Annotated in this window: 13 protein-coding genes; 3 read left to right on the plus strand and 10 right to left on the minus strand. The window is 44.2% G+C overall.

The features are described 5' to 3' along the window. Positions 1 to 51: 51 nt before the first annotated feature. The 4 genes from IH597_03290 to IH597_03305 form a co-directional block, all read right to left on the minus strand. Positions 52 to 963, minus strand: coding sequence for a nitroreductase family protein (locus IH597_03290; protein MBE0661469.1), 912 nt, complete (start codon positions 961 to 963; stop codon positions 52 to 54). A 117-nt stretch (positions 964 to 1080) separates the two neighbouring features. Next, on the minus strand, positions 1081 to 1665 hold the full coding sequence (locus tag IH597_03295) for a porin family protein (protein MBE0661470.1): 585 nt from the start codon (positions 1663 to 1665) through the stop codon (positions 1081 to 1083). A gap of 299 nt (positions 1666 to 1964) precedes the next feature. After that, positions 1965 to 3788 (minus strand): DUF3857 domain-containing protein, encoded by a 1824-nt coding sequence (locus IH597_03300; GenBank protein MBE0661471.1) that lies wholly within the window; start codon positions 3786 to 3788, stop codon positions 1965 to 1967. Between the two features lie 41 nt (positions 3789 to 3829). Then, positions 3830 to 5776 (minus strand): DUF3857 domain-containing protein, encoded by a 1947-nt coding sequence (locus IH597_03305; GenBank protein ID MBE0661472.1) that lies wholly within the window; start codon positions 5774 to 5776, stop codon positions 3830 to 3832. 196 nt (positions 5777 to 5972) lie between these two features. Here IH597_03305 and IH597_03310 point away from each other — a divergent pair, with 196 nt between their 5' ends. Further along, positions 5973 to 6257, plus strand: coding sequence for a DUF485 domain-containing protein (locus IH597_03310; protein ID MBE0661473.1), 285 nt, complete (start codon positions 5973 to 5975; stop codon positions 6255 to 6257). Further along, the gene (locus IH597_03315; GenBank protein MBE0661474.1) at positions 6254 to 8167 is read left to right on the plus strand and encodes a cation acetate symporter; all 1914 of its coding nucleotides are present in this window, start codon (positions 6254 to 6256) and stop codon (positions 8165 to 8167) included. The genes IH597_03310 and IH597_03315 overlap by 4 nt, the downstream gene beginning before the upstream one ends. A 43-nt stretch (positions 8168 to 8210) precedes the next feature. Here the strand turns inward: IH597_03315 and IH597_03320 are convergent, their stop codons facing one another. From IH597_03320 to IH597_03345, 6 genes are all read right to left on the minus strand, one after another. Beyond that, on the minus strand, positions 8211 to 9395 hold the full coding sequence (locus IH597_03320; GenBank protein ID MBE0661475.1) for a porin: 1185 nt from the start codon (positions 9393 to 9395) through the stop codon (positions 8211 to 8213). 78 nt (positions 9396 to 9473) lie between these two features. Then, positions 9474 to 12359 carry a T9SS type A sorting domain-containing protein gene (locus IH597_03325; GenBank protein ID MBE0661476.1) on the minus strand — a complete coding sequence of 962 codons (2886 nt, stop codon included), beginning with the start codon at positions 12357 to 12359 and terminating at the stop codon, positions 9474 to 9476. A 90-nt stretch (positions 12360 to 12449) separates the two neighbouring features. Further along, positions 12450 to 17849 carry a T9SS type A sorting domain-containing protein gene (locus IH597_03330; GenBank protein MBE0661477.1) on the minus strand — a complete coding sequence of 1800 codons (5400 nt, stop codon included), beginning with the start codon at positions 17847 to 17849 and terminating at the stop codon, positions 12450 to 12452. Positions 17850 to 17908: 59 nt separating this feature from the next. Continuing rightward, positions 17909 to 18775 (minus strand): HIT domain-containing protein, encoded by an 867-nt coding sequence (locus IH597_03335; protein ID MBE0661478.1) that lies wholly within the window; start codon positions 18773 to 18775, stop codon positions 17909 to 17911. Then, a complete protein-coding gene (locus IH597_03340; protein MBE0661479.1) occupies positions 18763 to 19875 on the minus strand; it encodes a hypothetical protein in 1113 nt (370 codons plus the stop codon). The genes IH597_03335 and IH597_03340 overlap by 13 nt, the downstream gene beginning before the upstream one ends. Positions 19876 to 19971: 96 nt before the next feature. Further along, positions 19972 to 22587, minus strand: a complete 2616-nt coding sequence (locus tag IH597_03345) for a T9SS type A sorting domain-containing protein (protein MBE0661480.1) — start codon at positions 22585 to 22587, stop codon at positions 19972 to 19974. A 419-nt stretch (positions 22588 to 23006) separates the two neighbouring features. On the opposite strand from IH597_03345, the gene IH597_03350 reads away from it, so the two are divergent. Continuing rightward, positions 23007 to 25049, plus strand: a complete 2043-nt coding sequence (locus IH597_03350) for a T9SS type A sorting domain-containing protein (GenBank protein MBE0661481.1) — start codon at positions 23007 to 23009, stop codon at positions 25047 to 25049. The last annotated feature ends 513 nt before the right edge of the window (positions 25050 to 25562 follow it).

Consider the following 25562-nt stretch of genomic DNA (forward strand, 5'->3'; position numbering starts at 1 on the left):
TTAGTGATTTCACTTCATCAAAGTCAGAATTCAGACGGGGGTTTTGTTTGTTCAGTTCACTGAGGCAAACGTTCGCTTAATCCCTTTCCGGTAAGTAACTGCCGGATATCCAAAAATTACAAACAAGCCCTCACGGCTTTTGCCCTTGATGCCATGCTGCTCTCGGAATTGCTTTGCTTTCTTTCCACTTTGTATCAGTGGATGGATTCCGCCCAGCATGCATGTTCCCAAACCCAGTGATTCGGCGGCGATCATGGCATAAGTGGCAGCAACAATAGGATCAGCTGGATCGCAATATGTTGAACCATAAAAATACATCGCAAGCGGCGCATCGTAGTTCACCAGATTTTTGCCTTCTTTCATGCCTTCGGTATAAACTTTAAAAAGCGGTTTTATGAAACCCCGAAACATTTCATCGGCAGATTTGCCCCAAAATGGACGCATAATTGTAAGGAACCAATCCGATACGAACCATTTCATTCCCTCAAGATAAGTACAGAAGTCCTGCGCAAAAGCGCGGTTCTTTTCTTTGGTTTCAAACACCAGCACATTTACATCTGATGGCGGCAAGCCCATGGGTGCGGTGCTTGCTGCTGCCAGTATTTTCTCGGCAATTTCCTGGCTGATAATTTTATCCTTAAACCTCCGTATACTCCTTCGCCGCTGCAGAAGTGAAAGAACTTCATTATAATTTGCGGAGCCTTCCCTGGAAGGCAAATCAAACAAATCATCCGGACTTAGCGTGCGGCCAAGGATTTCGATGGCGTCGTCAGGGCAAACAGCCATGCAATGCCCGCAACCGATACACCCAAAATGCGGGGAATTTCGTTCAGCCACTTTGCCGCTTTCGAGCATCAGGCTGTTATCGCTGCAAACATCAACACAACGGCCGCAGCCAGTACATTTTTCGATGTTGATGTGTATACTTGCCTTTTCTTTGGTTCTGCTGGTGGGAATGGCCATGATTTTTATTGGTTAGGATGGAATAATCTGCGAAACAAAATTAGCGTAATGAAATAAAAAATCCCGGCGGACTTTAAAAAATCCGCCGGGGTTTTGAATAATAATATACCCAAAGGTTTAAAATCTTTTCACAATCCCCACGCGTGCTGAAATATAATTGTGCTTCAATTCCCTTGTACTTCCTTCAAGATCAATGTCACGGTTCAAAGAATTGAACTTTACGCCAGGTGCAACGCTCCAGTTTGAACCCAGGGGGATTTCAACACCACCGGCAACCTGCCAGCCGAAACCATGACCACTATCTTTGACTATGTCGCCATCGGCATTCTCAATTTCAATGTGGTTGTATAAACTTCCGGCGCGAAGGAATGCAGTTGTGTTGGAGTTGCCAAGCGCTTGCCTGAACTGTAACCCTAAGATGTAACCTGTTTCTTCAAAACAAACATCCTGTCCGGCAAAGGAATCGTCGGCGCCAAAACGGTTCCAGCCCCATCCACCATAAACTCCGAGTTGCGGCAGAAAATGATATTGTAAAATGCCTTCGAAACCAAAACCTGTGTTCAGTTCTGCTTCGCTGAGTTTTTGGGTCGCAAAAGATGCGCCACCATTGAGTTCAATACCAAAGCGGTTGTTTTTTTGAGCGAAGCTGCTGATTGATAAAACGGCTATCACTGCTGCTGTAAGAAAAATTCTTGTTTTCATTGTTGTAATTTTTTTCGAGTTAATGTTTAAATGAAATTTTCACGGCAAAAGTAGATGCGCCTGAAAGGGTGGTAAAACAAAAATGGATGAGTCCGCCTGAATAGCCGTTGAAAGGGCTGTATCAGAGCTTAAACGGCAATTGCCAGATGATTGGGGCTAAGACAGGCTATAAATTAAAAGGTTAAATCCTGTCATCCAGAACCACAACGGTGGAGAAGGAGCTCTAAATAGTTGTAAAACAGATTCTTCGCTGCGCTCAGAATGACAAAAAACACTCAATCCATAAGTATTGAGTCAGCCTATTCTGTCTTTTTGAAAACGATGGTTTTGTAATTCTTTTCTAGCCAAAGATTGACCATTGTTCTGAAAGATTCATAATCTTCAGGAGAAACAAGCGTGTTGGTCAGTTGGATTACGCGTGTTACCATTAATTGATTTTCATCGTTACTAAAGTTTATGCTTACTGAGCCGGCAGCGCATTTCTCTTCCAGACTGGCATCCGGGTTAACAAATTCATATCCCGCAGGTAAATCAATTGTAAACTCGTATTTCTCATCTAAACCGGCTGGCACCATAAAAGAATCGGTGCGTGAAGTAGCCAGGTAATTTACCCGGTAACTTTCGAACCCATGGTTCATAAAAGGAAGTTCCCATTGATAATAGCCTGAAAATTCCCTGAATGGATTAGTTTTCTCAACGGCTAGTGTTGCTGAAGATTTTTCCTTGCTCAGTTCAGTGATACTGACAGAATTTTCACCCTTTTTGATGATTCCACCGCTGATGAAAGAGCCCAATTTGCCTGGCGCTTCACTTAAGCTGAAAAACGGATTGTTGCTCCCTTGCAGGCTGGTTTCAATTTCGCCGGTAAGGTTCATTGCTGTATCAATGCTAAATCGTCCGTTAAAGGTTATTTCGCCCGGGAATGATTTTGGAAATATTGGAGTAATTTCCCCTGTTTTCAATAAAGGCATGATCACCTCATTCTGAAATAGATACTCAAGACTTTGGTTTTCAACAACTGTTGCTGACAAATAAACGGTTCCGTGGTTTCGGGTATTAATAATTACGATGGACTCTTCAAACAACAGCAAATTGGAGGCTTTGGGTTCGAACAAGCTGCGGGGACCAGCCAATGCCGGCGAAGCATCAATGCCGGCATGCCTGAGCATTGCCGCAAGCAATACTGTTTTTTCCAACAGGCTACCTCCGTTGCTTTTCCAGACTTCGGAAGGGGTTCGGCATACGAAGCCGGTATAGATTGGTTCGGCTCTGCCCCAGGCCATTGACTGAGCCACTTCCTTTTGCAATGATTGAATGATCTTCAATTCATCAGGTTTTTCGGCAGTGATTTTATCAATGAAGCTTTTTATTTCATCGCTAAGTTGGTAATCAAATGCGTCCTGGCGTGCGACCCAATGGGCTAAATCTGAGATATTCCCGGCTGTGCTGAAAATCAACCTTGGTGTCATTGCTTGGTATTTGCCAATAAATGGCTCTTTTGACGAAGCGCTGAGATTGTCGAATTTCCAGGTAAATATTTGTTCTGAACCTTTTGTTACAACTTCCGGTTTGGTTTCAGAATTGAACATTTGATAGTTCAATTGCTGGTTATCAGGCATGCGTACAATAACTTCCATTTCCCGCACGGGCGACGATTCTTTGATTAATACATTTCCCATCAGCGCATGCCAAAAGTCTTTTTTTGTGATGATGCTGTAGTCGAAATAAACGCTGGCACCGATTTCCAGCCCGGTATGTGTAACCACCATTTCGCGAAGGTGATTGTACGTGGCCGATTGTGCTGCGTTGCGCGGCAATACTTCGTTGAATGCATTGGGCGGGGTTATAACTTTGCTGCCATCGGCCATAATGGTGTAGGCTTCGTTGATGACAAGTTCCTGGAAGCGGGGATTATACACAATGAAGGTTTCGCCGTAAAGCCGGTTAAATGATAAATGAGTCAGGTATTTCATTTGTTTGAACTCCCTGAAAACCATGCTTCCATCGTTGTTCAGCGTGTATTCCCTTTTAATCTTTTCATAAATAGCATCAGCATTTTCATTTTGTGAATAGCCTGCCGCAACACAAAGTAAGGATATGATGAGTAAAGTAAGTTTTTTCATTTTGAATGTGTTTTTCGTGGTTTTTATGATCTTGAACAACATCACTTTTTAAGGATGACAGGCATCCCAGCCAGGTTTTTCTGCGCCTGAACCGCGGCCCTGAATTCAGGCCATTCAGAAGGTTCATACACTCTTTTTCCGAGAATAATCTGTTGGTTCAACACAATTGAATTTCCCTGCTGGGTGTATCCACCCTTATAAGAAGCAGCCTCGCCTTCGGTGGTGACCTCTTCCTTCGGTAATAAAAGTTCATAGCCTTCGGGCAGGCTGATGGTTTCGTTAACCTCCACCAGACGACTGCAACGATCGCGGAAAGCATATTTTCTTTCCTGTAAATCGGTGTTCAGCGACAAATGCCCCATGGCGCGGCTCATAAAATTACCGGCGAGCAACGGAGTGAAAAGCATTTGTTTGTTGCCTGTGAAAGCAAAATCCGGGATGTTGAAGCTGATTTGAATATTTACAGGCCCGGCCATGTAATCAATAGGATCGCTAAACTTTATGTCAGTAATTTCAGCCCGGGGATACAACCGCAATAGTTCGGCGGCAACGTTGTGCTCCCATTGCGATTTGTAATCCCGTGTAAACATTCCACGTATAGCGGCATCGGTTTGGCCTTCAGCCTCTAAGCTTACAACGCCAGTCAATGTGCCGTCAGATTTTAAATCCGAAGTGGCACTCATTCTCAGGTAATGGTTCTCGGGTGGCGAAATGGGTGTTTCCATCAGATCGGCGCCTTCGGGCAAACCCATCAATACATGCTGTTGCTGCTCGGCGCTTGACCATAATTCCCTCACAAAAGGCACCCAGGTTGGATCGAGCAGATGATACTGCCCATCGGAGAGTTTTACCACCGTGACGCTGTGGTTGAAATGATCGGCAGGAATGTCTTCGATGCGCGAACCGGCCATCGTCATTGCCGCGTAGGATTCAAAACCGGCAATTCGCAAAAACGAAATGAGCAATGCAGCTTTGTCTTTGCAAACCCCGCAGCGGTCGGTAAAGTTCATGGCTGTATTATGTAGTGTGAACCCTTCGCCTGGCCCCATTGAAATGCCTGAATAACGCATATTGTCGGCCACCCAGTGGGTGAGGATCGAAACACTGTCCATTTCAGTTTTCGCATCTTTCAGCAATTCTTTAACAAATGCTTCGGCTTCAGGGGTCGGATCGAAACTGCCATAATCTTCGTTCACACCATAAAACCAGCGTGATTTTGCTTCCCAATCAGGGCTTGTGGTGAGCAAGAGTTTTGGACCCACATCAAAAAGATCAACCATATTGGGTTCGCGCTTTAGCGGCAAAATATTCTTCATTGAAAATGTGTACACGGTTTTTCCATCTTCAAACCTTAATGAGGATTTACATTCACCATTGTAAAACTCATATTGAACGGGCTTGTCGTTTGGCATGCTGACCGAATAAACCTTTTCAAGCATAGGCTCGCTGCTCCAGAAGGGCACAATATCGTAATAATGGCCACGCATGGGAGGGATAAAGCGTTCCTCATCATCCTCAAGAAGCAAGGCATAAGTAAAACCTTTCTTGAAGTATTTTAGCTCCACGGCATCACCGGGTTCGAGCCTTCCCAACTCGATCATTTTCTCGCTGGCGCCCCAATAAATTGCCCGGGCAGGCGCCGGATAATCGAGTACAGCAGAAAGATCAAGCTCTTCAACCGTTCCGTTTGAGCGATAAATCTTTACCATGCGGAATTCCACATCAGCTGAGAGCGGGTCGTAATCAATCCTGATTACCCGTTTGTCAAGCGCACCTTGTTTGGTTAGCACCTTAAAAACCTGGTGCATATTAAAATACCCAAGCCCGGTTTCCTGAACCTCAACATTGGTGCTATCGAAAAGGATCAACAGGTTGCAGCCTGGATAGTCCTTTGCGTTTCCCGAGGTTTTTATCAGATCTGATATTGGGTTGGCAATAACCGCAAGTGCGGTTAACATTAACAGCAGAAAAGTTGTAAGCTTTCTCATAAAACGTTGTTAAATAATTTGAACTGTAAAAGTACAGATTTTGTAATACCAATCAAGCTATCCTCAACAAACAAGAACCGGAAAAGCACTACATTTCCATAGACTAATTATAAGTTTATCAGATTTTTAAATCCACTCTTGCACATGAGCATAAAAACTTTATTTTTGCCCATCAATCTCATCTAAAACCAACATTATGCTCCACGAACACTCAAATCATGAAATCGGCCCGGATAAAGCGGCTGAAAAGAAAAGCAAGCTTGGGGTCAAGCTTTTTTTAATTTACACGATCATTTATTTTGGATTCGTCATCATTGGGGTGTTTTTTTCCGACCTGATGGGCGTTTACATCATCGGAGGTCAGAACCTTGCAGTCGTTTACGGCTTTGGCCTGATTATCCTCGCCATTGTTATGGGCTTCATTTATAATGCGATGTGCACACGTCTTGAAAACAAAATGAATGGAGGGGAAGAGTCATGATATACGAAGTATCAATCTGGGCTGTCATATTTTTTGTTTTTTTTGTAGGTTTAGTGCTGGCGCTGTCTTTCTATTTTGGTTCGAAGACCAAATCTGCAAGTGGTTATTTCGCTGCCGGAGGCAATATTCACTGGGGCGTTAACGGAATTGCATTTGCCGGCGATTATCTTTCGGCTGCCTCTTTCCTGGGCATTTGCGGGATGATCGCATTTGCCGGGTACGATGGCTTTTTATATTCCATCGGGTTTCTGGCCGGCTGGGTGGTTGCCCTTTTTATTGTTGCCGAACCGCTTAAACGCATGGGGAAATATACGTTTGCCGATGCTTTGGATGCGAAATTCAACTCCAAAGGTATCAAGTTAATGGCCTCCATAAGCACGCTTGTGGTTTCCATCTTTTATCTGATCCCGCAAATGGTAGGAGCTGGTGATCTGGTAGTTCCATTGCTTGGTCTTCCGCATTGGATTGGAGTCATTATTGTTGGCTCAGTGGTAATTCTGATTGTTGCCACGGCCGGCATGACCTCCACCACCTATGTTCAGTTTATTAAAGGTGGTTTGCTGATTATATTTTCAACGCTTATTACTTTTTTTATTCTCAATAAAGGCCTCGATAACCCGCCCCGCCCCGATTATATTGCACCTTGCAGCATAGAGGTTGAGATGAAAGACGGGCAAATGGACTTTCATAACCTCGAAGAATATGATTATTTAAGTGAGGTTGCTGTGGGCAAATACCTTTTTGTTAAACTCTTGCATAGTGGTACTGAAAGGTGGTATAAGGTAGATTCTGCTGATGATAATTCCATTTGTCTGAGTGAAACCTTGTCAAAAACAGTTCTTGCAAGCGGCGATGTACTTTACAACGGCCAGCCCAAAAGTGAACGTATGTTTTACCAGGTAGGCCATATGAGCAGGATCATGGAAGATGGAGAAGAAATTGAAAGTACCGGTCCAGTTGGTCCGCTGGGCTTCCTTAAAAGAATTGAACAAAGTGAGATGGTATTGTTTAAGAAAAGCTATTTCAATGATGGAGCCGAAAAGGTGACAGTTTGGTACCAGGAAACGAGACAGGGTAAAGATGTAATGAAGCCTGGCCTGGTATTTAAAGTAGGAAAAGAGGCATCATTCTGGGATAAGCTCAATTTTGCCTCGCTGATGCTTGCACTGTTTCTGGGAACTGCTGCTTTACCACATATTCTGATCCGGTATTATACGGTTCGCAGCCAGCGTGCCGCAAGAAAATCCACCATTGTTGCCATTGCCGCCATTGGCTTCTTTTATATTCTAACCATGTATATGGGCTTCGGAGCCATGATCAATGGCGTACTCGATATGGAAAGCAGTAATATGTCGGCGCCATTGCTTGCCAAGTCGTTTGGTGTTTTTATTTTTTCTATAGTCTCAGCCATAGCTTTTTCTACTGTGTTGGGAACCGTGAGCGGACTTATTGTGGCATCATCAGGCGCTATCGCCCATGACTTTTTTGATAAGTACCTTAACCGGAAAATGAATGACAAAGCCAAGGTGAGAGCAGGAAAACTGGCCGCCTTTGGCGTTGGGATCGCCGCCATTCTCCTGGGTATTTTATTCAAAGGTATGAATGTATCGTTCCTGGTCGGACTGGCCTTTGCAGTTGCGGCTTCTGCAAATTTGCCGGCCATTGTGATGATCATTTTCTGGGATAAGACCACATCGAAAGGCATTGTTGCTTCCATCTTTGTGGGCATCGTATCGGCCATTGTGATTATTCTATTATCACCCAGTATGTTTGAACAGTTCAGGCTGCCCCGCGAAAGTGCATTGATGCCTTTCGATAATCCCGGAATCATTTCGATACCATTGTCATTTATCACCCTGGTTGTGGTTTCGCTGCTGACACAGAAGAAGAAGCAAGCACTTACACCGTGATGTATTCAGCGGGGACTGAATTGATCAAATTTTAGTGCATTGCCTAAATTCCAAGTTCAACCTGGAACTGCACATTTAAATAGGCATTTTCAGGCCCGGTAAGAGGCCTGAAAATGCCATAAGTCACATTACCCTGCGCTTTAACCCTGTGCTTGCGGATATATTTGGTTACTCCCAGTGTATATTCAGTTTGTGCCGCTTCAAGAGCGGAAACCTTATGATCAGGTTCAATCATTGAGAACCTTCCCGCCACTTCCCATGTATTGATAAGATAGTGACTAAGCTGGGTTGTAAATCCTTTTCCTGTGACAATATGGATACTGTCCTCACCTGCATAGGTTAGCGGGTTATCCACATTTCGTTGCATCAGTTCCGATGACCATGCCCACCCCATATATTTAAAAAGTAAATCACCATAGAATGTGTGAATATCACGGGGTTCGTAAAGAAAAACTCCCCTCTGACCAGCTTCTTTAAGGGCTTTATGATTAAAGCTGTATCCAACTGACAGGGCAAGTTTTGGTCTTATTTCCCTTACCAGATCCCCTTCAGAAAAATCCCCGTCGAAAAGGAACTTTCCTAGAGGCAGCAGTTCAATCCTTCCGGTGTAAGCCAGGCCGTTATCAGATTTCAGGTTGTTTCGGCCTTCGCCGCTTGATATGGCTCCCTTAAGATTATAATCAATCACGCCAAGATTGTCGGAGAAGTAAAGCATTAGCCCAAAATCTCGGTCAATATTAAACTCAGCGTTTACAATTGAGCGATCAGCAAATTGCAGTTGACCTGATGAATTAATGCGCTGCCTGTTGCCGGGCAGTTTTCCCTGCCCAAAGCCTATATAAAATTTGGGATTGAAACGATAATAGACCATTGCATCGCGAACCACATTTGGAATTTTTGAATTGTCCCAATCCTGATCATCGCGGGAGAAAGATAGCTGAAGGAAATAAGTAAGCCTCTGATTTTTTGTATATCCATCTATCCTCAGCCTGAGACGACGAATCCGGGCTTCAACTTCATCAATTAAAACATCATTCCCTAAAGTGTTTTTAAGACCCATGCGGTTTTGGATCCGAAACCGAAGATTAAGTCCAAAAGCGCTATCAGGTGCATGAAAACCCAGGCCTTTCTCAAAACTGATCACTGCTCTTTCATCAAGTTCGGTTTGGGCATGGATCGGAAGCCAACATATAAGGATGAAGGCTAAGGTAAAAACAAAACGGCTCATGTTAATGATGTTTAAAATTGCTTGAAGGGATTTCCAAAACAACTTATATAAAGAAAAGAGCATGATAAAAAATGAGATCTATCTTATAATTACTCTTTCATTTGCTACCTGGTTTCCATAAGTCAATCGTACTATATAAACGCCTCCAGTCTGGGTTCCAAGGTCAATGTCGTATTCCTGATTACCCCAATATCGGTTCGAAAATACCTGTTCACCAGGCATGTTGAATACTTCAACTTTCAGCACCGGGAATTCATCAGCACTACTTACCTTGACCCTAAACTTTCCGGAATTGGGATTTGGAAACACCTGAACAATGGGCGCTTTCTCAACAGCTAAAGGCAACTCATCAGCAATCTCAGTTGGCTTTGAGCGCAACATTGCCGGAGGTTGGCAATAAACATCAGTAATCAGCGCATGCATGCTTCCACCCGCTTCAACCACAAAACCACCGAGGAAAAGAATGCTAACCCCGGCCCTGAATTCAACATTCGCTCCATTTTGGATCACTGTCGTGGAAACAGTGATGTTATTGGTAGCATCAAAGCATTCGGTTATCTCATTGCCGATCGTTTGCCCCTCAACTACAAGGGTTTCCGGCGTCAGGTCAGTAACTATTGTAAGCACTCCCGATACGAAAACCCCGGCTTCCCAGAAACCGCCTCCCTCTTCAGAATAGCCTCCGTACACGAAATCCTGGTCAAGGTATTGATAGCGATAAGCATAGTAATAAGTTCCTTCCTCGTTTATAGCTGAACCGAGGTTCGCAATAAATTCATCGTTGTCGCCGGTAGCCTCATTAAAAGTAGCGGGTATCCAATTGGGCCAGGTTTCAGGATGGGTATCTCCGGTGTGATAACCTACCCAGGCCTGAAGGCCATCAGTTGCAATTCCGGAACCGGTGATTCCGCTGATCCATACCCTGCCATACACATTGAATTCCTGCGCTGTTTCAATAGTTCCAGCCGGAGGATGTTGCAGGTTGGCCCAATTTATTTCAGGTGTTGGGGGCGCCGTGACTGTGTAAGTGGTTTCTCCGCTTATTTCCCCGTTTGACCCAACAGTAACCACAAGGTTTGACCCCGCAATCAGCCAGATGCCAAACTCGGTGCCGTCGTTTTCAAGAACTCCCCATTCATAGGTTCCTGGTGCTACATCCAATGTAAGCGTCCATGTAAATTCAGGATCTTCGTCCATTGGAACCGTTGCCCACTCTATCATTTCTCCTTTGAACTCAATGGCCTGATAGGATTCGGTTTCATCAACCACTTTGAAAAATACCGGAAAGGTGATTATTTCTTCAATAACAGTGAGGATGCCACTAACATGGTCAGTACCATCCCAGAAGCCACCATCATCCTCTGAAAACCCACCGTATATAAAATCGCCGCCATCTAGCTGGTAGCGGGTAGCATAATAATAGGTTCCTGTGGTATTAATATCCGAACCAATATGTCCAATATATTCAGGTCTGCCAGTAAACCCACTGATGCCGGCGTAGGGAGCCAGATACCAGTTGGTCCAGGTGTTGGGATGGGTGTCTGCATCACTGTAGCCGATCCATGTGGTCAGACCATCGTAACCGTTTTCAGTAAGAGCAACACCAACAGCCAATACCTGAGCATACACGACCACTGAATCGCCTATAAGTATTTCTGCAGAAGGAGGATGCTGAAGATTGGCAAAGGTAATTTCAGGATCGGGAAGCACGACCACATCAACAGAACCACTTACATACAGCGAGCCATCCCAGAAACCACCGCCTCCGGCAGAGTAACCTCCATACACGTAGTCCTGATCATCGAGCTGGAAACGGCTGGCATAGTAGTAGGTTCCCAATTCGGTGAGGGAAGCCCCCAAATTCGCAATATACTCATCGGTACTGGCCGCGTCACCAAAATAAGTTGCAGCAATCCAGTTTGTCCATGTATCCGGGTTTGTGTCGGTAGTGCTATAGCCAATCCATGCTTGTATTCCAGCGCCCTGTCCCGGATCATTTGTTATTCCGTTGGCAAATGCACGGGCAAAAACATTAAATTCCTGACCCGATTCAATTGTGCCCGAAGCGGGGCTCTGCAAGTTGGCCCAACTGATCTCTGAGGTGGGGGTTCCCACCACAGCATAAGCATAAAAATTTCCGCTATTGTTGTTAAGATGGATTGTATAAAGGTCGAAATCAGCGATTATACTGGCCACTGTTGAACTGAAAGCATAATACTCTACATTGGTGCCTTCCGGTTGCCCGGGAATGGTGGCGGTACCCGAACTACCGCTCATATTCACTGCTACTACCGAAGAGGTAATCCAGTCATTAATTGTATATCTTACATAAAAAACCTCCTCAGCTGATGCAGCCAAACTGGTAGTTATCGTTACCAATACCTCTTGATTTGGATCAATACTTCCGGCAGGAGAAGAAACAGATGCGATGTTAACAGGCTCGGCGCTGGTTTCCATAAAAATGGCCTGTGTAGGTAAATAACCGCTATCTTTCCACACCACGGTGTACCATTTGTTATTTACCAGGGTAATATTATTATCATTCGCCCCTTGGAAAGTATAGCTTTGCAGTGTGTTCATTAACACATTTACATTGGCCCATTTGTTTTGAAATGGAGTTCCGGTTGGACCGCTTGTGAAAAGCCAGTCATAGGTTCCTCCAATCAGGTCCCCACCGCTTTCAGCAACACTGAAAATGGTTTGCCAGCGGGGAATTCCTGTTGATATTTTGGTAACGCGGCCACCCGTAACCTGTGTATAACTTGCGAGCGCAAGATTGTTAGTCGGAGGATTTGTCCAGCCATTCCATGCCCCAGGCATGTTGAGGCCTTCAGGTTCATAAATCTGTGCATGGGTTAGTGTAAACGGAAATATTAGCAGTGTGAGATAAAGCACAGCCACAGAACTGAAAGCCTTCATTAATGAAGCAATGCCTGTTGAAAAGGTCGGGTAGTTGTTTTTCATCTTATTATGGTTTATTGATAAATTAATTGGTTCACAAAAATAGGCTTTTACCTCTTTTTGGAGTTTTTTTAGTGTGAGCCTTTTAGAGTACTAATGTTTCACTATTTTTTCAAAGGCCATTTTATCTTTAGTCATAAGCCTTACAATATAGACTCCACCTGGGTTCCCGGAAAGATCAAATTCAAATTGATGCGATCCGGAGAATTGTCTTTTATGAATTGATTCCCCCACAATAGAATAAATTTCAACGAAAATGTCGGAATCTGCTTCAGCCTCATTCAACTGTAAAATGAAGCGGCCGGTAGTGGGATTCGGAAAAAGCTTGAAAAAGGATTCGCTAACTGCAGAGTTATTAAAATATTCTTCAAAAGGTTCCTCTTCCGAAGCCAGGATTGAGCGGGCTTGGGTACAGGGATCAAATGCCACGATTGTTGCGTTGAAGTGACCGTTAGCGCCAGGGGTAATCAGAACATCAGGACTGAGTAAAATTCCTGTAGCAGCGCTCAGCAAAGCAGTTCCGCCTTCGCTTACCACAAAACTGCTTGCGGTGATGTTCCCGCCGGACCTGATATCGGCGACGGCGCCATTTTGAATGGTAGCATTGTTTATTGCAATTGACAAAGAAGCATTGAAACATTCTTCGGCGTTTAAGACTCCGCTTATTTCAAGTATCTCTGGAATAGAAGGCCCCTCTATGGCAAAAGTTGACACAAACGGCCCGTTTTCCAGGATACCCGGAACTCCCGTTCCTGTGATTGTAAATAGTATTTTGAAGTAATAGGTTCCGGCTTCCAATCCTTCGCTGATTTCAATTTCGTTGCCAAAACCCGCCCATGTCTGGTTCCCGTTTCCCTCGTTGGATGTCCAGCCAACATTGCGCAAGGAATATTCAGCCGGTTCTACTTCAGATGAGTTCCAAACCTTGTATTTGAACTGCGCGCCTGTTACATCGCCTCCAGTGGATTTCCAGGTTTTGAAACTTGCGCCCTTGACATAAAGAGCATTGATATCTCCCAAATTACTGTTGTTGAATGCTGAACCTTGCTGTGTGATGTCCGAACCCAGCCCGGAGTACCAATAAGTTATTGTTGGCAGGTTTATACCACCATCATCAAGAATGCCATAATTAGGTGGTTCTTCAGTCAAAGTGAGAACACCACTTGTATTGTTCACCCCATCCCAGAAACCGCCTCCACTTGCTGAATAACCACCATAATTGAAACTTTGACCCGGAAGCTGAAACCGGGTTGCATAATAATACGTGTCTTCGGCTGCAATATCACTTCCAATCATTGCGCTGTACTCAGGCCTGTTTGTGAAGGTGCTGACTCCATTGTAGGTGGCCGGTATCCAGTTGATCCATTCCGATGGATTTGTGTTCGCAGTATGATAGCCCACCCAAACCTGCAGGTTTTCATAACCGGTTTCGGTAAGTGGGATTTCGTTGGTTTCAACCTGGGCAAATATTTCAACTTCATTCCCAATGAAAAGGTTTGCAGTTGGCGGCCATTGCAGGTTTGCAAAAGCCGATGATGGATCCCAACCGGCATCCAAAGCAATGGTTACAAAACTGTTTCCGTTAACGTTTGTAGCTATCGAATTATTCATCCATCCGAATTTGGAGGCGTGTATAGAAACCTGTTGTGGGAACGCAAGAAAATAGGCTTTCCCGGAAACATCGGTTTGGCGGCTGCCGGCATTGCCGAGTTGCACCGTGGCGTTTTCCAAAGGAATGTTGGTTTGGGTTTCAACGATTGTCACTTCCAGTTCATGAAATGGTTTGGGAAGTGGCTCGCTGGTGAAGACTTTGTATTCACCTGGCCCATACCAGAAAAAGTGGCCGCCAGGGTCGGAAACATAAAATGACTCACCTGTAAAGTAGTTATACCAGGTTCCGGTTTTTGTGAAACCAGGCATCATATCAAATCCGTTCACACCAATGTTTGCACTTATCACCACATCCATGCTGCTGTGTGCGATCCAAATGCGTTTTCCTTTTCCACCTAAATCATGGCTGAAATTTCCATAACGAAAAGCATCAGTTTTTCTTAAACTGGCCATGGCAGAAGCCACGCGGTGAAGACGCTCCCTTTGAGGATGATCCATGTAGTCCCATCTCGGTGGTTTTGAAGCCGTGCGCCCACCATTATAAAAGATGCTGTAATCGTAACCCATTTCCTGGAATTGCCAGATCATTTTTGGCCCAGGGATGCCCATGAACAAAACCAGCCCTTGTTCCTGATGGTTCAAGGCAGTAAGTGTGTCGGTGATGTTGTAAGAACCGGACGAATTTCCGTTGCTCAGGGCTTCAAACATCATGCGTTCCTCATCGTGGTTTTCCATATAATCCATCAGGTTGGGATAGTTCCAGCCCCTGTTGCCGTGAAAGGCCCATGAAAGATCAGAACTTTGCTCCCAACCCATGGCAACCTGCTTGTACACGTGGTGCATGGCACTGTAGAGCAGCATGCCGGTATTGGCAAGTACGGTTTCTTCATCATTATTGGCAAAATGCTCAAGGATCACATAGGCATTTGGGTTCACCCATTTAATATGGTTGTAATAATCGGTGAGTATGTTGATGCGGCTTTGATCATACGCATTCCATTCACCAAAATCGCCGGTTTGGCTTTGGGTCAGGCCTTTTGATAAGTCAATGCGGAAACCATCCACCTTAAACTCGGTGAGCCAGTATTGAAACACATCCTTAAAAAACTGACGGGTATGCGGGCTTTCATGATTAAAATCGTATCCAATGCTGTATGGATGGGGCGCCTGGGAGTTCAGCCAGGGATTGTTCCATGCAGGTTGTCCATACCCACCTGCGTCCGGGTCGAAATACATTTGCACAAATGGGTTCTGACCCATGGCATGATTGGGAACAACATCCAGGATCACCGCAATATCTCTTTGATGGGCTGCATCAATGAATTCTTTGTAAGCCTGCGTGGTTCCATAATATTTATCGGTTGCAAAGAATAAATTTGGCGCATAGCCCCAGCTATCATTGCCATCGAATTCCATGATGGGCATAAGCTGTATGGCATTTACGCCCAATTCCTTAAGATAATCCAACTTTTGTTCGGCATCCTTGATGTGGCGTGAGTCAACAAAATCGCGGATCAGCAATTCGTAAACCAGCAAATCTGATTGGGTGTTGTTCAATGCCGGAGGGATAAAATCTGGCAGCTGCCATTGGTACTCAGGCCTGTTGATGTGAAAAACCGAAACCAGTCCGGAAGTATGGCCGTGAGGGTAAGGCTTCAAATCAGGGTAAGTGCCTGATGAAATCCATTGGTCGTTCCAGGGATCAAGTATTTTTTCGGAGTAAGGATCGGCGATTTTTATTTCATCATCAATAAAGTATTGGAAACCATATTCATAATCAGAATCCAGGTCGGTAATTGTAAGCCAGAAATAGTCGCCTGAGGGCGTTTGGTTCATAAGTTCTGTTTCTGAAATTTCCCATGCGTTGAAATCGCCGATCACATAAACAAATTGCTTTAAACCTGCCGGATCATGCAACACCAACGTTACGGTTTCCTCATCCACATAGTTGATACCCTTGTTTGCCCCTTCCGGAAGTTCGGCAACTTGAACAGTGCCGCGGCGGTAGATTTCAATGGAATCCCTTACTTCCGAACCGTTGTTTTCTGCTACGGCTACAAGCCAGTTCATTCCAGGCAAAAGCTGTTGCATCACAAGCATATATGAAAGTGTTTCAACTTCATCCTGCACAATCAACTGCTCATTGACGTAAAAGCTTAGTTGTGTATGATTAACGGCTTCGGCGCAAAGCGGAATGCTTGCCCCCGGATTCAAAAGGTATTCGGTTTGTGTTGGGTTCAGGAACCGGACATGCATGCCAGCTTCGTAAATGGGTACATAAATGTCAGTTTCATCAGCGTTTCTGTGCGCGAGGTACGAACCATTTCCCTGGGCTACGCCACTTCTGAAAACAAATACCAATTGCTCAATGGTTTCACCAACAGGCACACCATAATAATTGATGGGGTTCGCAATGGCAAGACTATAAAGATTATCATCGAGCCGGGTCAGCAAGGTTTCAGGCGTATTTTCACCCCAGTCGCTTTTCATGTATCTCCAGTCTTCAGGCCCGTTGCTGAGGTTGGTGATGACAGCAGTATGCGCATACACATCGCCGGTATAATCGAGCAAAGCGCCATTGCCAAACTCTGCATTAAATTGGATTGTGAGCGCCTGATCCTGAAGAGGAAATGCAGGATCGGAAAATGCAAGGCCGGCATAAACTGTACAATCAATCGTATGGCCTACGGTAAGAAGCCCGCTGGTATTTTCAACGCCATCCCAAAAGCCGCCTCCCGTTGGGGAATAGCCGCCATAAACAAAATCCAGATCACCATTTTTAAACCGGGTAGCATAGTAATAAGTGTCTTTCACCGTTATGTGAGAACCGATATCCGCAACGAATTCGTCGTTGCTGCCAACAGCGCCACTATAGCTTGCTGCAATCCAGTTGGTCCATTGATCAGGATGAATATTTTCTGTGCTGAAACCAACCCATGCTTCCAGCCCTTCAAGAGGATCAGATCCGCCAGTCAGGTTTTCGATCCATACTTGTCCGTAAACATCAAATGGTTGAGCAGGCTCAATGGTTGCGCTGGGTGGCCATTGCAGGTTGGCCCAGTCAATCTGAACCGCTGAAGATCCTTCCACAACAAAGCTGTAGTTAAGGCCACCGTTGTTATTAAGACGGATAGTGTAAAGATCATAATCATCGCTAACGCCTGAAACGGTTGAGCTGAAAACGTAATACTCAATAACGCTTCCTCCGGGCTGGCCGGGAATGATTGCCGTTCCACTTGTAGCTGACATATTTGCAACCAAAACAGCCGAGGTACTCCACGCATTGTTGGTATAACGCAGGTAAAATACTTCCTCAGGAGACGCCAACTGACTGATGGTGAAATTAACAGTAACATCCTCAAATTCTTCAACCAGCGTTGGAAGAGAAACCTGGGTAATCTCTACTGGCTCATCACTGCTTTCCATGAAGATTGCCCTGGAATGATTGTAGCCATTGTCTTCCCAAACAACAGTGTACCACTTGTTCTGGGCTAAAAACACGGTGTTGTTATTATCGGGTGCCGATGCCCCGTTGTATCCAACCGGCTGCAGCGTGTTTAACAGGAAATCAGTGTTTCTCCATTCATTCTGCCAGGGGTTTGAAGTTCCGCTGGCAAACTTGAAACTTTGCTCACCATCGGCATCTTCAAACTGGAAAGTTGTTTGCCAGCGCTGGGTTCCCACACTTATTTTTTGCATGTCGAAAACGCCGCCCATATCATGATTATTGATCCAGCCATTCCATGATCCGGGTAAACGCAAGCCGTCAGGTTCATAAATTTGTGAATGAACCTGTGAATGAAGAAAGATAGTCAAACAGAGGGTCAGGATAAAAGGCAACAGGAAAAATGTGCCGGAGAGGTATTTGGGTTTGTTTTGCATTTCGGTTTTCAGTTTAAAATTCTCACTTGATGTCTTGGAATACACATTGGGAATACAAATCAGTAATCTTTCTTTTCTGGAATAACTCCTCTCACTCCGCCTCTTGGTTCTTTTACATCGCCTTTGAATCTTGGAATTAAATGTATATGAACATGTGGTATTGTTTGACCTGCGGATTCGCTGATGTTGATTCCAACATTGAATCCGTCAGGATTCAAGTTCTTTTTCAAAATCTCTTTTGCTTTGTTAAGCATAAACCAGCAAGCGGATTGTTCTTTGAAAGAAAGTTGAAAATAATCTGCACAATGTTTTTTCGGTATGATTAAAGTGTGTCCGTCGCTCACTGGGAATTTGTCATACATTGCATAAACAGTTGCAGACTCTAAAAGCAATTCTCTTTCTGAATCGGGATTGCAAAACGGGCAATCAGCATTTGTCTTTTTGTTTATTTGGTTGAAGTGTTTGTACTCATACACCTCGCAATTTTCATTTTTGAAAATTGAATTGTAATTCAAAATCACATTGCATTGGTAAGTCGGCTTCTGATGAATCTTGTGAATTCTGAAACCCTCATATTGCAAATCCCTTCTCACTGCAAAATATGCTTTGCCTGTTGGCTTTAAGAGTTGAGAAATCTCCATCAAAACATTTGCCTGTTCTTCTTGCATCAAAACATTCAGCACATAAAAGCAAATGATGGTATCGAATTTCTTTGTTGGATATTCTGGGAAATAATGTTTGTCATAGCCGACAATATTTTTCCCTTTAACTTTCAGTAATTTAACATCGTTTCCAAAGCCACAACCGAAATCTAAAACATCACCAACCAATAAACTTTTGTTCAACAAAAGTTTTGCTGGAAAAGAAAGAGTTAGTCTTTCTTTCGCTGTTAAATGGCTATATGGGTTTGACTTTAGATTTTCCATTCTTCATAGCCACGATTAGAAATTAGATATGTGCAACTGCTTTGCAGTTGAATGATTCCTTTTTGCTGCCAAGCAGCAAATGAATTATTTCCAAGCAATGCAATCTGAATCTCCTTTTTGAAACGCTGTGATTGCCTTTCGCTAATCATTTCCCAGTAATGAAGAATCAAATCTTTTCTTCTCTCAATTAATACTGGCGATGGAATTTTGTCTCTCTTTTGATTATTCGTTTTCGGTTCTGATGGAAGTAAGTTCCACAAATCATTGTTCTTCCATATCGAAAAAGGAATCATGTGGTCAACATCATAGACTGATATTCTTTTTCCGGTCCAGACACAATAGACATTCCCTTCTCTATTTAGAATCTCTTTGTAAATCTTTTTTGATTCAGCAATTTCTCTTTCATTTATCGGACTTTTTAAAACTTCATTCACTACTTTCTCGAATGAAAGATTTCTACCTGACGCATTTACTGAAAATTCAGCCCACTTAAAAAGAATGGAATCTTTACCATTGATGAAACTTCCTAAAACTTTAAACGCTTCATAATAATCTTTGGGAATTGAAAATGTCCCGAAGTTTAAAATCAAAAACTCCAAATCTATTTGATTTATGTTTCTACTTGAAGGTCCAGTTTCAAAATTGAAAATAGAATAGTAATCGTTGCTGATTGAACGACCTATATATTTCATTGGCATTTTTGTGATCGTATCACGAAGTTTTTTTGCTAACGCAAAAAAATCTGTTTGCAACGTTATTGGAATGCCCTTGTTCTTTAAGTCGTTGTAGAAAGCAGAAAAACCGCCAATTGCTTTATAATCTGAAATAATTTTTGCAAACTGAACTTCAAATGCAAGATTAGTTTCACCATTAATTTGTGGGATAGCAGTTTGAGATTCTAAAATTGGATAGTAATATAAAAGCCATTTCTCAATTAACAAGCCAGTTGGAAATTGAACACGATCATCAGAAAATGCAATAAATGGCGAATTTTCTTGAATAATATCAATTACTCCTCGCAAGAGAGCAAATTTGTAAGTTGTGGTCTTACTATCTCTTTCAATTATTTTGCTAATATTAGTAAAGACAACATTATTCATACTTAAAGTTTGCTATCGCATTAATGCACCTGTATTATCGTTGAATGCAAGTGAAGGTTCTGCCTCCCGGTTAAGTTTTGGGTAATTTAAAGGGAATTAAAACTGCTTTACGATCTTTTTCACAATCGTTTTGCCTTCAACTTTCATCTTGAGGATATACACGCCGGGAACAAGATTTGAAATGTTTACCCTATGCAGGCCCTCATCAAATGTCTTTTGCATGATCAGTTTGCCTGATGGTTCGAACAGCCTGAGCAAAGCATAGGAATTTTTGTTGGGAAATGAAATTACCAGCTCATCCGTGGCCGGGTTCGGGTAGATGACGATTGCATTTAAAAGCTCTTCTACTGAAGTGTATGTAATAATGTAAGTCGTATCGCCAGTGATGTTACCCTCAGCATCAATCATTACCTCAAGGTTCTCGCCTACAATCAGCCATATACCTTCGGGTGTTCCGTCATCTTCAATCAAGCCCCATTCATAAATGCCGGGCAAAATATCAAGTGTAACAGTCCAGATGTTGCCGTTTTGTTCCATATCAACAGCTTCCCAATTGGTCATTTCGCCTTTGAACTTGATGTTATTCCATAGCCCCGTTGATTCTGTAACAGTGAAAGTTACCGGATAATATACGATTTCATTCACAACAACCAGGTAGCCGGAAACATAATTGACACCATTCCAGAAACCGCCGCCCCCATCCGAAAATCCGCCATACACATAATCCTGATCATCGAGCTGAAAACGTGATGCATAAAAGTATGTGTCTTCAACATCAATAGCGGCGCCGAGGTCGGCTACAAATTCATCGTTATTGCTGGCAGGTGCGTTATATGTTGCTTCGATCCAGTTGGTCCAGGTATCAGGATTGGTATTTTCGGTGTTATATCCGACCCAGGCCTGCAGACCCGGAGCCGGGTTTGGCTGTCCGGTAACATTTTCGATCCATGCCTGGGAGAAGACGATGTATTCCTGTCCAGGTTCTATTGTTCCGCTTGGAGGCCATTGCAGGTTCGCCCAGCCAATTACCGGATCGGGCGGTGTGCCTTCCACCGTGAGAACCCCGCTTATATTGTCTGTTCCATTCCAGAACCCGCCCCCGTCAACGGAATAGCCACCATAGATATAGGACTGCCCGGCCAGTTGAAAACGGCTCGCATAATAATAAGTTCCGCCTTGTGTGATTCCGGACCCAAGCTGGCCAAGGTATTCGGGCTTGTTGGTAAACCCGCTGATGCCATTGTAGGTAGTACTGTTCCAGTTGGTCCAGGTGTCAGGGTTGGTGTTCTGATCGCTATATCCGATCCAGACTGTCAGCCCTTCATAACCACTGCCTGTGAGGTTAACGCCCGTTGCTTCCACCTGGGCATAAACATCCACTGAGCCAGCAATAGGAATACTTGCTGTTGGCGGCCAATGAAGGTTCGCATAGGTGATTTCAGGATCGGGTACAGTAGTACTCACGGTCAGCTCACCGCTTACATTTACAGTTCCATCCCAGAAACCTCCTCCGCTGGCTGAATAACCGCCATACACATAATTCTGGTCGAGGTATTTGAACCGGTAGGCATAGTAGTACACTCCTTCTGTAGTGAGTGATTGGCCCAGATTCGCGATGAATTCATCGTTGTTGCCTGCCGGGCCGAGGTATGATGCAGTTAACCAGTTTGACCAGGTGTTTGGGTTGGTGTTTGATGTGCTGTAACCGATCCATGCCTGAAGTCCCGGAACTACACTGCTTCCACCGCTGAGGCCGTCAATCCATGCCTGCCCGTACACATTAAATTCTGCACCGGGTTGTATGCTGCCGCTTCCGGGCCATTGCAGGTTCGCAAAGCCTATTTCGGGAATGAATATACCTTCAACTATATAGCTGTAATTCAGCCCGCCGTTGTTGTTCAGCCTGATTGTGTAAAGATCGTAATCGGCGCTTATGCCGGCAACCGTGGAACTCATTGCATAATACTGTACCGTGACGCCTTCGTTTTGCCCTGGAATTGTTACCGTTCCGCTATTGCCACTCATGGTTGCGGCAAGCACGGAAGATGTGTTCCAGTTGGTAGCTGTATAATGGATGTAAATGATTTCTTCGGGTGATTTTGGAAGATTGGTGGTAACGGTTATCTGCACTGCCTGATTGGGAACGACTGATCCGGCAGGTGTTGAAACGGAGTTTATCTCAACCGGTTCAGCGCTGGTTTGCATAAAAATTGCGCGCGAATTGTTGTATCCGGCATCTTCCCAAACCACGGTGTACCAGTTGTTGTCCACAAGGGTGATATTATTATCACTGGCTCCCTGGAAAGTATAGCTTTGCAGGGTATTCATGCTAACAACCACACTGGCCCATTTATTCTGGAAAGGAGTTGCCTCAGGCCCGCTTGTGAAAAGCCAATCATAGGTTCCGCCCACCAGATCGGCGCCACTGGAGGCAACACTGAAAATCGTCTGCCAGCGGACGATGCCATCAGTGATCTTAATAACCCGGCCGTTTGCTACCTGTGTGCTGCTGGCGAGTGCAAGGTTGTTTACCGGTGGGTTTGTCCAGCTGTTCCACGCGCCAGGCATGTTGAGTCCTTCCGGTTCCCAGATTTGTGAAAAAGCCATTGCAGGGAAAAGAAAAGCCATGCTTATCAAAAATTTAACAATAAAGCCGTTGGAATTTCTAAGCGAAATACTAACTCGTGCTGGGTTCGTAAAATTATCTTTCATTTGATTGGTTTTGATATTGATGATTGATTTTAAGTAATGGCTTGAATGTGGTTCGAAAATAAAGCAGGCACAAATCTAGTGGTTCATTTCCATTGGGATAACAAAAATACTAAGAAATAGAGCATAAAAGGCAGTTTAGCATTCAAAACTGCTGATGACAGCGCTTTCATCCCAATGCTTTGCATAAGTGGTTTTGGTTTATTGTGTTTTTGAATAAAGCAATGAATGGACTGAGTGAATTTCTTCACAAATTTTACTTTTTCATTTTGCCAATCCATTCGATGCAAGCATTTTGCATTTTGTAATCTATATCTTCTTACACCTGGTGTAACTTTTTTGGGTTTTTATGATAAATCACTGGAGTGGGCTGTGTATTTGTCCTTAAAATCCCAAGTAATTAATTTTTAATACCTGATTCAATGCGAAACTTTATTGTGCTGTTCAGCATTTTTGTCCTTGGCGGATCTTCATTATCTGCGCAAACACTGTCAACTGAAACTTTTATGGGAGCGGATGTTCCAGCTGTTGGAAATACTATCGAGATTCCTATAAGTGTGAGCGGATTTCCTGAAATTATTTTCGCTATGCTTATATATATGGAGTACGATCCTGCAGTGCTTTCGTATTTCGGAGTTCTCTTTAATTCTGATCCCAACAGGATAACAGTTACCTCAGTTTCTCCATCTATAATACATGTTCAAGTATCCAGCTCTGGTTTTTTATCTTTCCCCGCCCCGGAAGGCGTGATAGTTAAACTTGGGTTTACCTATAATGGTGGAATTTCACCGCTTACATTTATTCCTACCGACCCTCATGCATGCGAATATATGAACTTAGAATTCGAAACAATTGCCATCCCCAATTTGGTTCATGGTGCCGTTCAGGGTACACTGCTTAACAGAATCAGCAATGGTGCATGGGAAACAGCAACCAACTGGAGTTTGGGCATTTTACCTGACTCTTCCCAGAATGTTATTGTTGAAGGCGCAACCATAATCACTGCCGAAGCCAATACCGCCGACCTGACAATAAAAGCTGGAGGAAGTTTAGCCTTAGCGTCCAATGCGAACCTAACAGTTACAGGAGAGTTTGTTAATGAGGTTGGTGTAAGCGGACTCATTATCGAATCATCTGACATGGGAACCGGTTCAATCATTCACTATAATCAGGGACTGAGAGCGTTGGTGCAGCGTTACGTGAGCGGTCCTGAATCTGCACTGCACCAGATATCCTCTCCCGTTGAAGACCAGCCAATTTCTCCGGAATTTACCGATGGTAGTTTTTTCTCCTGGTTCGAACCGGCACAATCATGGATAAGTTTCTTTAACAACACGGTATGGCCCACCTGGACAGATGCAAATACCGACGAGTTCATTGCATGCGCAAAAGGCTATATGCTTGCCCTTCCTTATGCCGAAGGCAATCCACAAACAAAGGAATTTACAGGAGATCTCAACGAGGGCGCCTTCAACTTCAACCTATCTTTCCAGGCACATCCCGATGATTATCACCGTGGTTTTAACCTTGCCGGCAATCCCTATCCCTCATCCATTGACTGGAAAGCCGCAGGCTGGGACAGGAGTTCGCTTTTGCTTTCGCCGGGTGATCAGGATGGTTATTCGTATTGGGTTTGGAACCCCGTACTCGGGCAATATGGCACTTATCATTCGGGTCAGATAAGTGAAACCGGAACTGCCGGAACTTCACGCTATATTTCGCCAATGCAGGGGTTTTGGGTCAAAACCGCTGAAACAGGAACACTGGGCATGGATAACAGCATCCGTGTTCACAGCAACCAGAACTGGTTAAAGGATAAAAAATCTGAACCTGGAGTTCTTCACCTTTCGGTCAGGAGTGATGTCAATGCCTACCGCGATGAGGTAATTATTGAGTTCGGCCATGAAACCAACCTTGGTGGCTCGGAAAAAATGTTCAGTCTATATCCTGCTGCTCCAGGCCTTTATACCATGAAAGAAAACAAAGCGTATAGCATAAATTTTCTTGGACAGCCTGATGCACATCCTGTAATTTCTGTGGGTTTTATTCCCGGCGTTGATGGAATTTACACCATCGCTGCAAGCGGTTATGAATCTTTTGAGGATTTGATCTTTGAAGATTTACAAACTGGAACACTTCATCCCATATGCGATCAACATTACCAGTTCGTGGCACATCAGGATGACGAACCGCTGCGATTTTTGCTCCGCTTCAAAGCACTTGGAACGGACGATGCTGCATTGACCCAACCCCATGCTTTTTACAAACATGGCGAGCTGGTCGTTTTCAATCCGGCAGCCGAAAAAGCTACTATATATCTGTTTGATGCCAATGGCCGCAAGGTGCAGGAATTTACCCTTCTGGAAACACAGCAACGCTTCCACTTTAATCCCGCTCCGGGATTTTATTTAGCAAGCTTTGTTTATGATTCACATGTAAGAACCCTGAAACTGATTGTGCACTGAGATTACACCGCAAGGTCGCGAAGGCGCTGATGCAGTGATGCTGTATGTGATTAGTTAATTTGTTAATTAGTCGATTAGTTGATTGGTGGAATAGTGGAGTGACTTGTCCGCCGAAAGCACGGGCTTGTGGGTGGGTGGCGGATGCTGTAATGGAGTGATGTAGTGTGCGACAAAGTTTGCGAAGAGCTCATCCCCCTTTGAAAAAGGGGGCCAGGGGGATTTGTTTTCTTGTGAACTTATTTCAGTACAAGATACTTAGGATGTTTTGTGATGCAGTAATACTGTGATGGGTGTTGGAGTGATACCCGCCCGAACGACGTTCAGTCGGTCGGGGAATGTGCTACAAAGTTTGCGAAGAGCAAGTCCCCCTTTGAAAAGCCTGCCTACCGGCGAGGCACGGAGCCAATTGCCAACTGCCAATTGTCTATTGCCAACTTCGCGATTTAAATCAAGCCTGCCTGTTTCCTTCCGGTTGAAAGGTTCGCACAATTGATCTGAGCCGCTTAAATCTCA

Source organism: Bacteroidales bacterium, assembly GCA_014860575.1.
Classification (GTDB): domain Bacteria; phylum Bacteroidota; class Bacteroidia; order Bacteroidales; family JAAYJT01; genus JAAYJT01.

What these genes read in the sequence shown, in the direction of transcription:
- IH597_03345 (MBE0661480.1), bottom strand. Translation starts at nt 22,587, where the DNA reads ATGAAAGATAATTTTACGAACCCAGCACGAGTTAGTATTTCGCTTAGA.
- IH597_03310 (MBE0661473.1), top strand. Translation starts at nt 5,973, where the DNA reads ATGCTCCACGAACACTCAAATCATGAAATCGGCCCGGATAAAGCGGCT.
- IH597_03350 (MBE0661481.1), top strand. Translation starts at nt 23,007, where the DNA reads ATGCGAAACTTTATTGTGCTGTTCAGCATTTTTGTCCTTGGCGGATCT.
- IH597_03340 (MBE0661479.1), bottom strand. Translation starts at nt 19,875, where the DNA reads ATGAATAATGTTGTCTTTACTAATATTAGCAAAATAATTGAAAGAGAT.
- IH597_03315 (MBE0661474.1), top strand. Translation starts at nt 6,254, where the DNA reads ATGATATACGAAGTATCAATCTGGGCTGTCATATTTTTTGTTTTTTTT.
- IH597_03305 (MBE0661472.1), bottom strand. Translation starts at nt 5,776, where the DNA reads ATGAGAAAGCTTACAACTTTTCTGCTGTTAATGTTAACCGCACTTGCG.
- IH597_03300 (MBE0661471.1), bottom strand. Translation starts at nt 3,788, where the DNA reads ATGAAAAAACTTACTTTACTCATCATATCCTTACTTTGTGTTGCGGCA.
- IH597_03330 (MBE0661477.1), bottom strand. Translation starts at nt 17,849, where the DNA reads ATGCAAAACAAACCCAAATACCTCTCCGGCACATTTTTCCTGTTGCCT.
- IH597_03335 (MBE0661478.1), bottom strand. Translation starts at nt 18,775, where the DNA reads ATGGAAAATCTAAAGTCAAACCCATATAGCCATTTAACAGCGAAAGAA.
- IH597_03295 (MBE0661470.1), bottom strand. Translation starts at nt 1,665, where the DNA reads ATGAAAACAAGAATTTTTCTTACAGCAGCAGTGATAGCCGTTTTATCA.
- IH597_03325 (MBE0661476.1), bottom strand. Translation starts at nt 12,359, where the DNA reads ATGAAAAACAACTACCCGACCTTTTCAACAGGCATTGCTTCATTAATG.
- IH597_03290 (MBE0661469.1), bottom strand. Translation starts at nt 963, where the DNA reads ATGGCCATTCCCACCAGCAGAACCAAAGAAAAGGCAAGTATACACATC.
- IH597_03320 (MBE0661475.1), bottom strand. Translation starts at nt 9,395, where the DNA reads ATGAGCCGTTTTGTTTTTACCTTAGCCTTCATCCTTATATGTTGGCTT.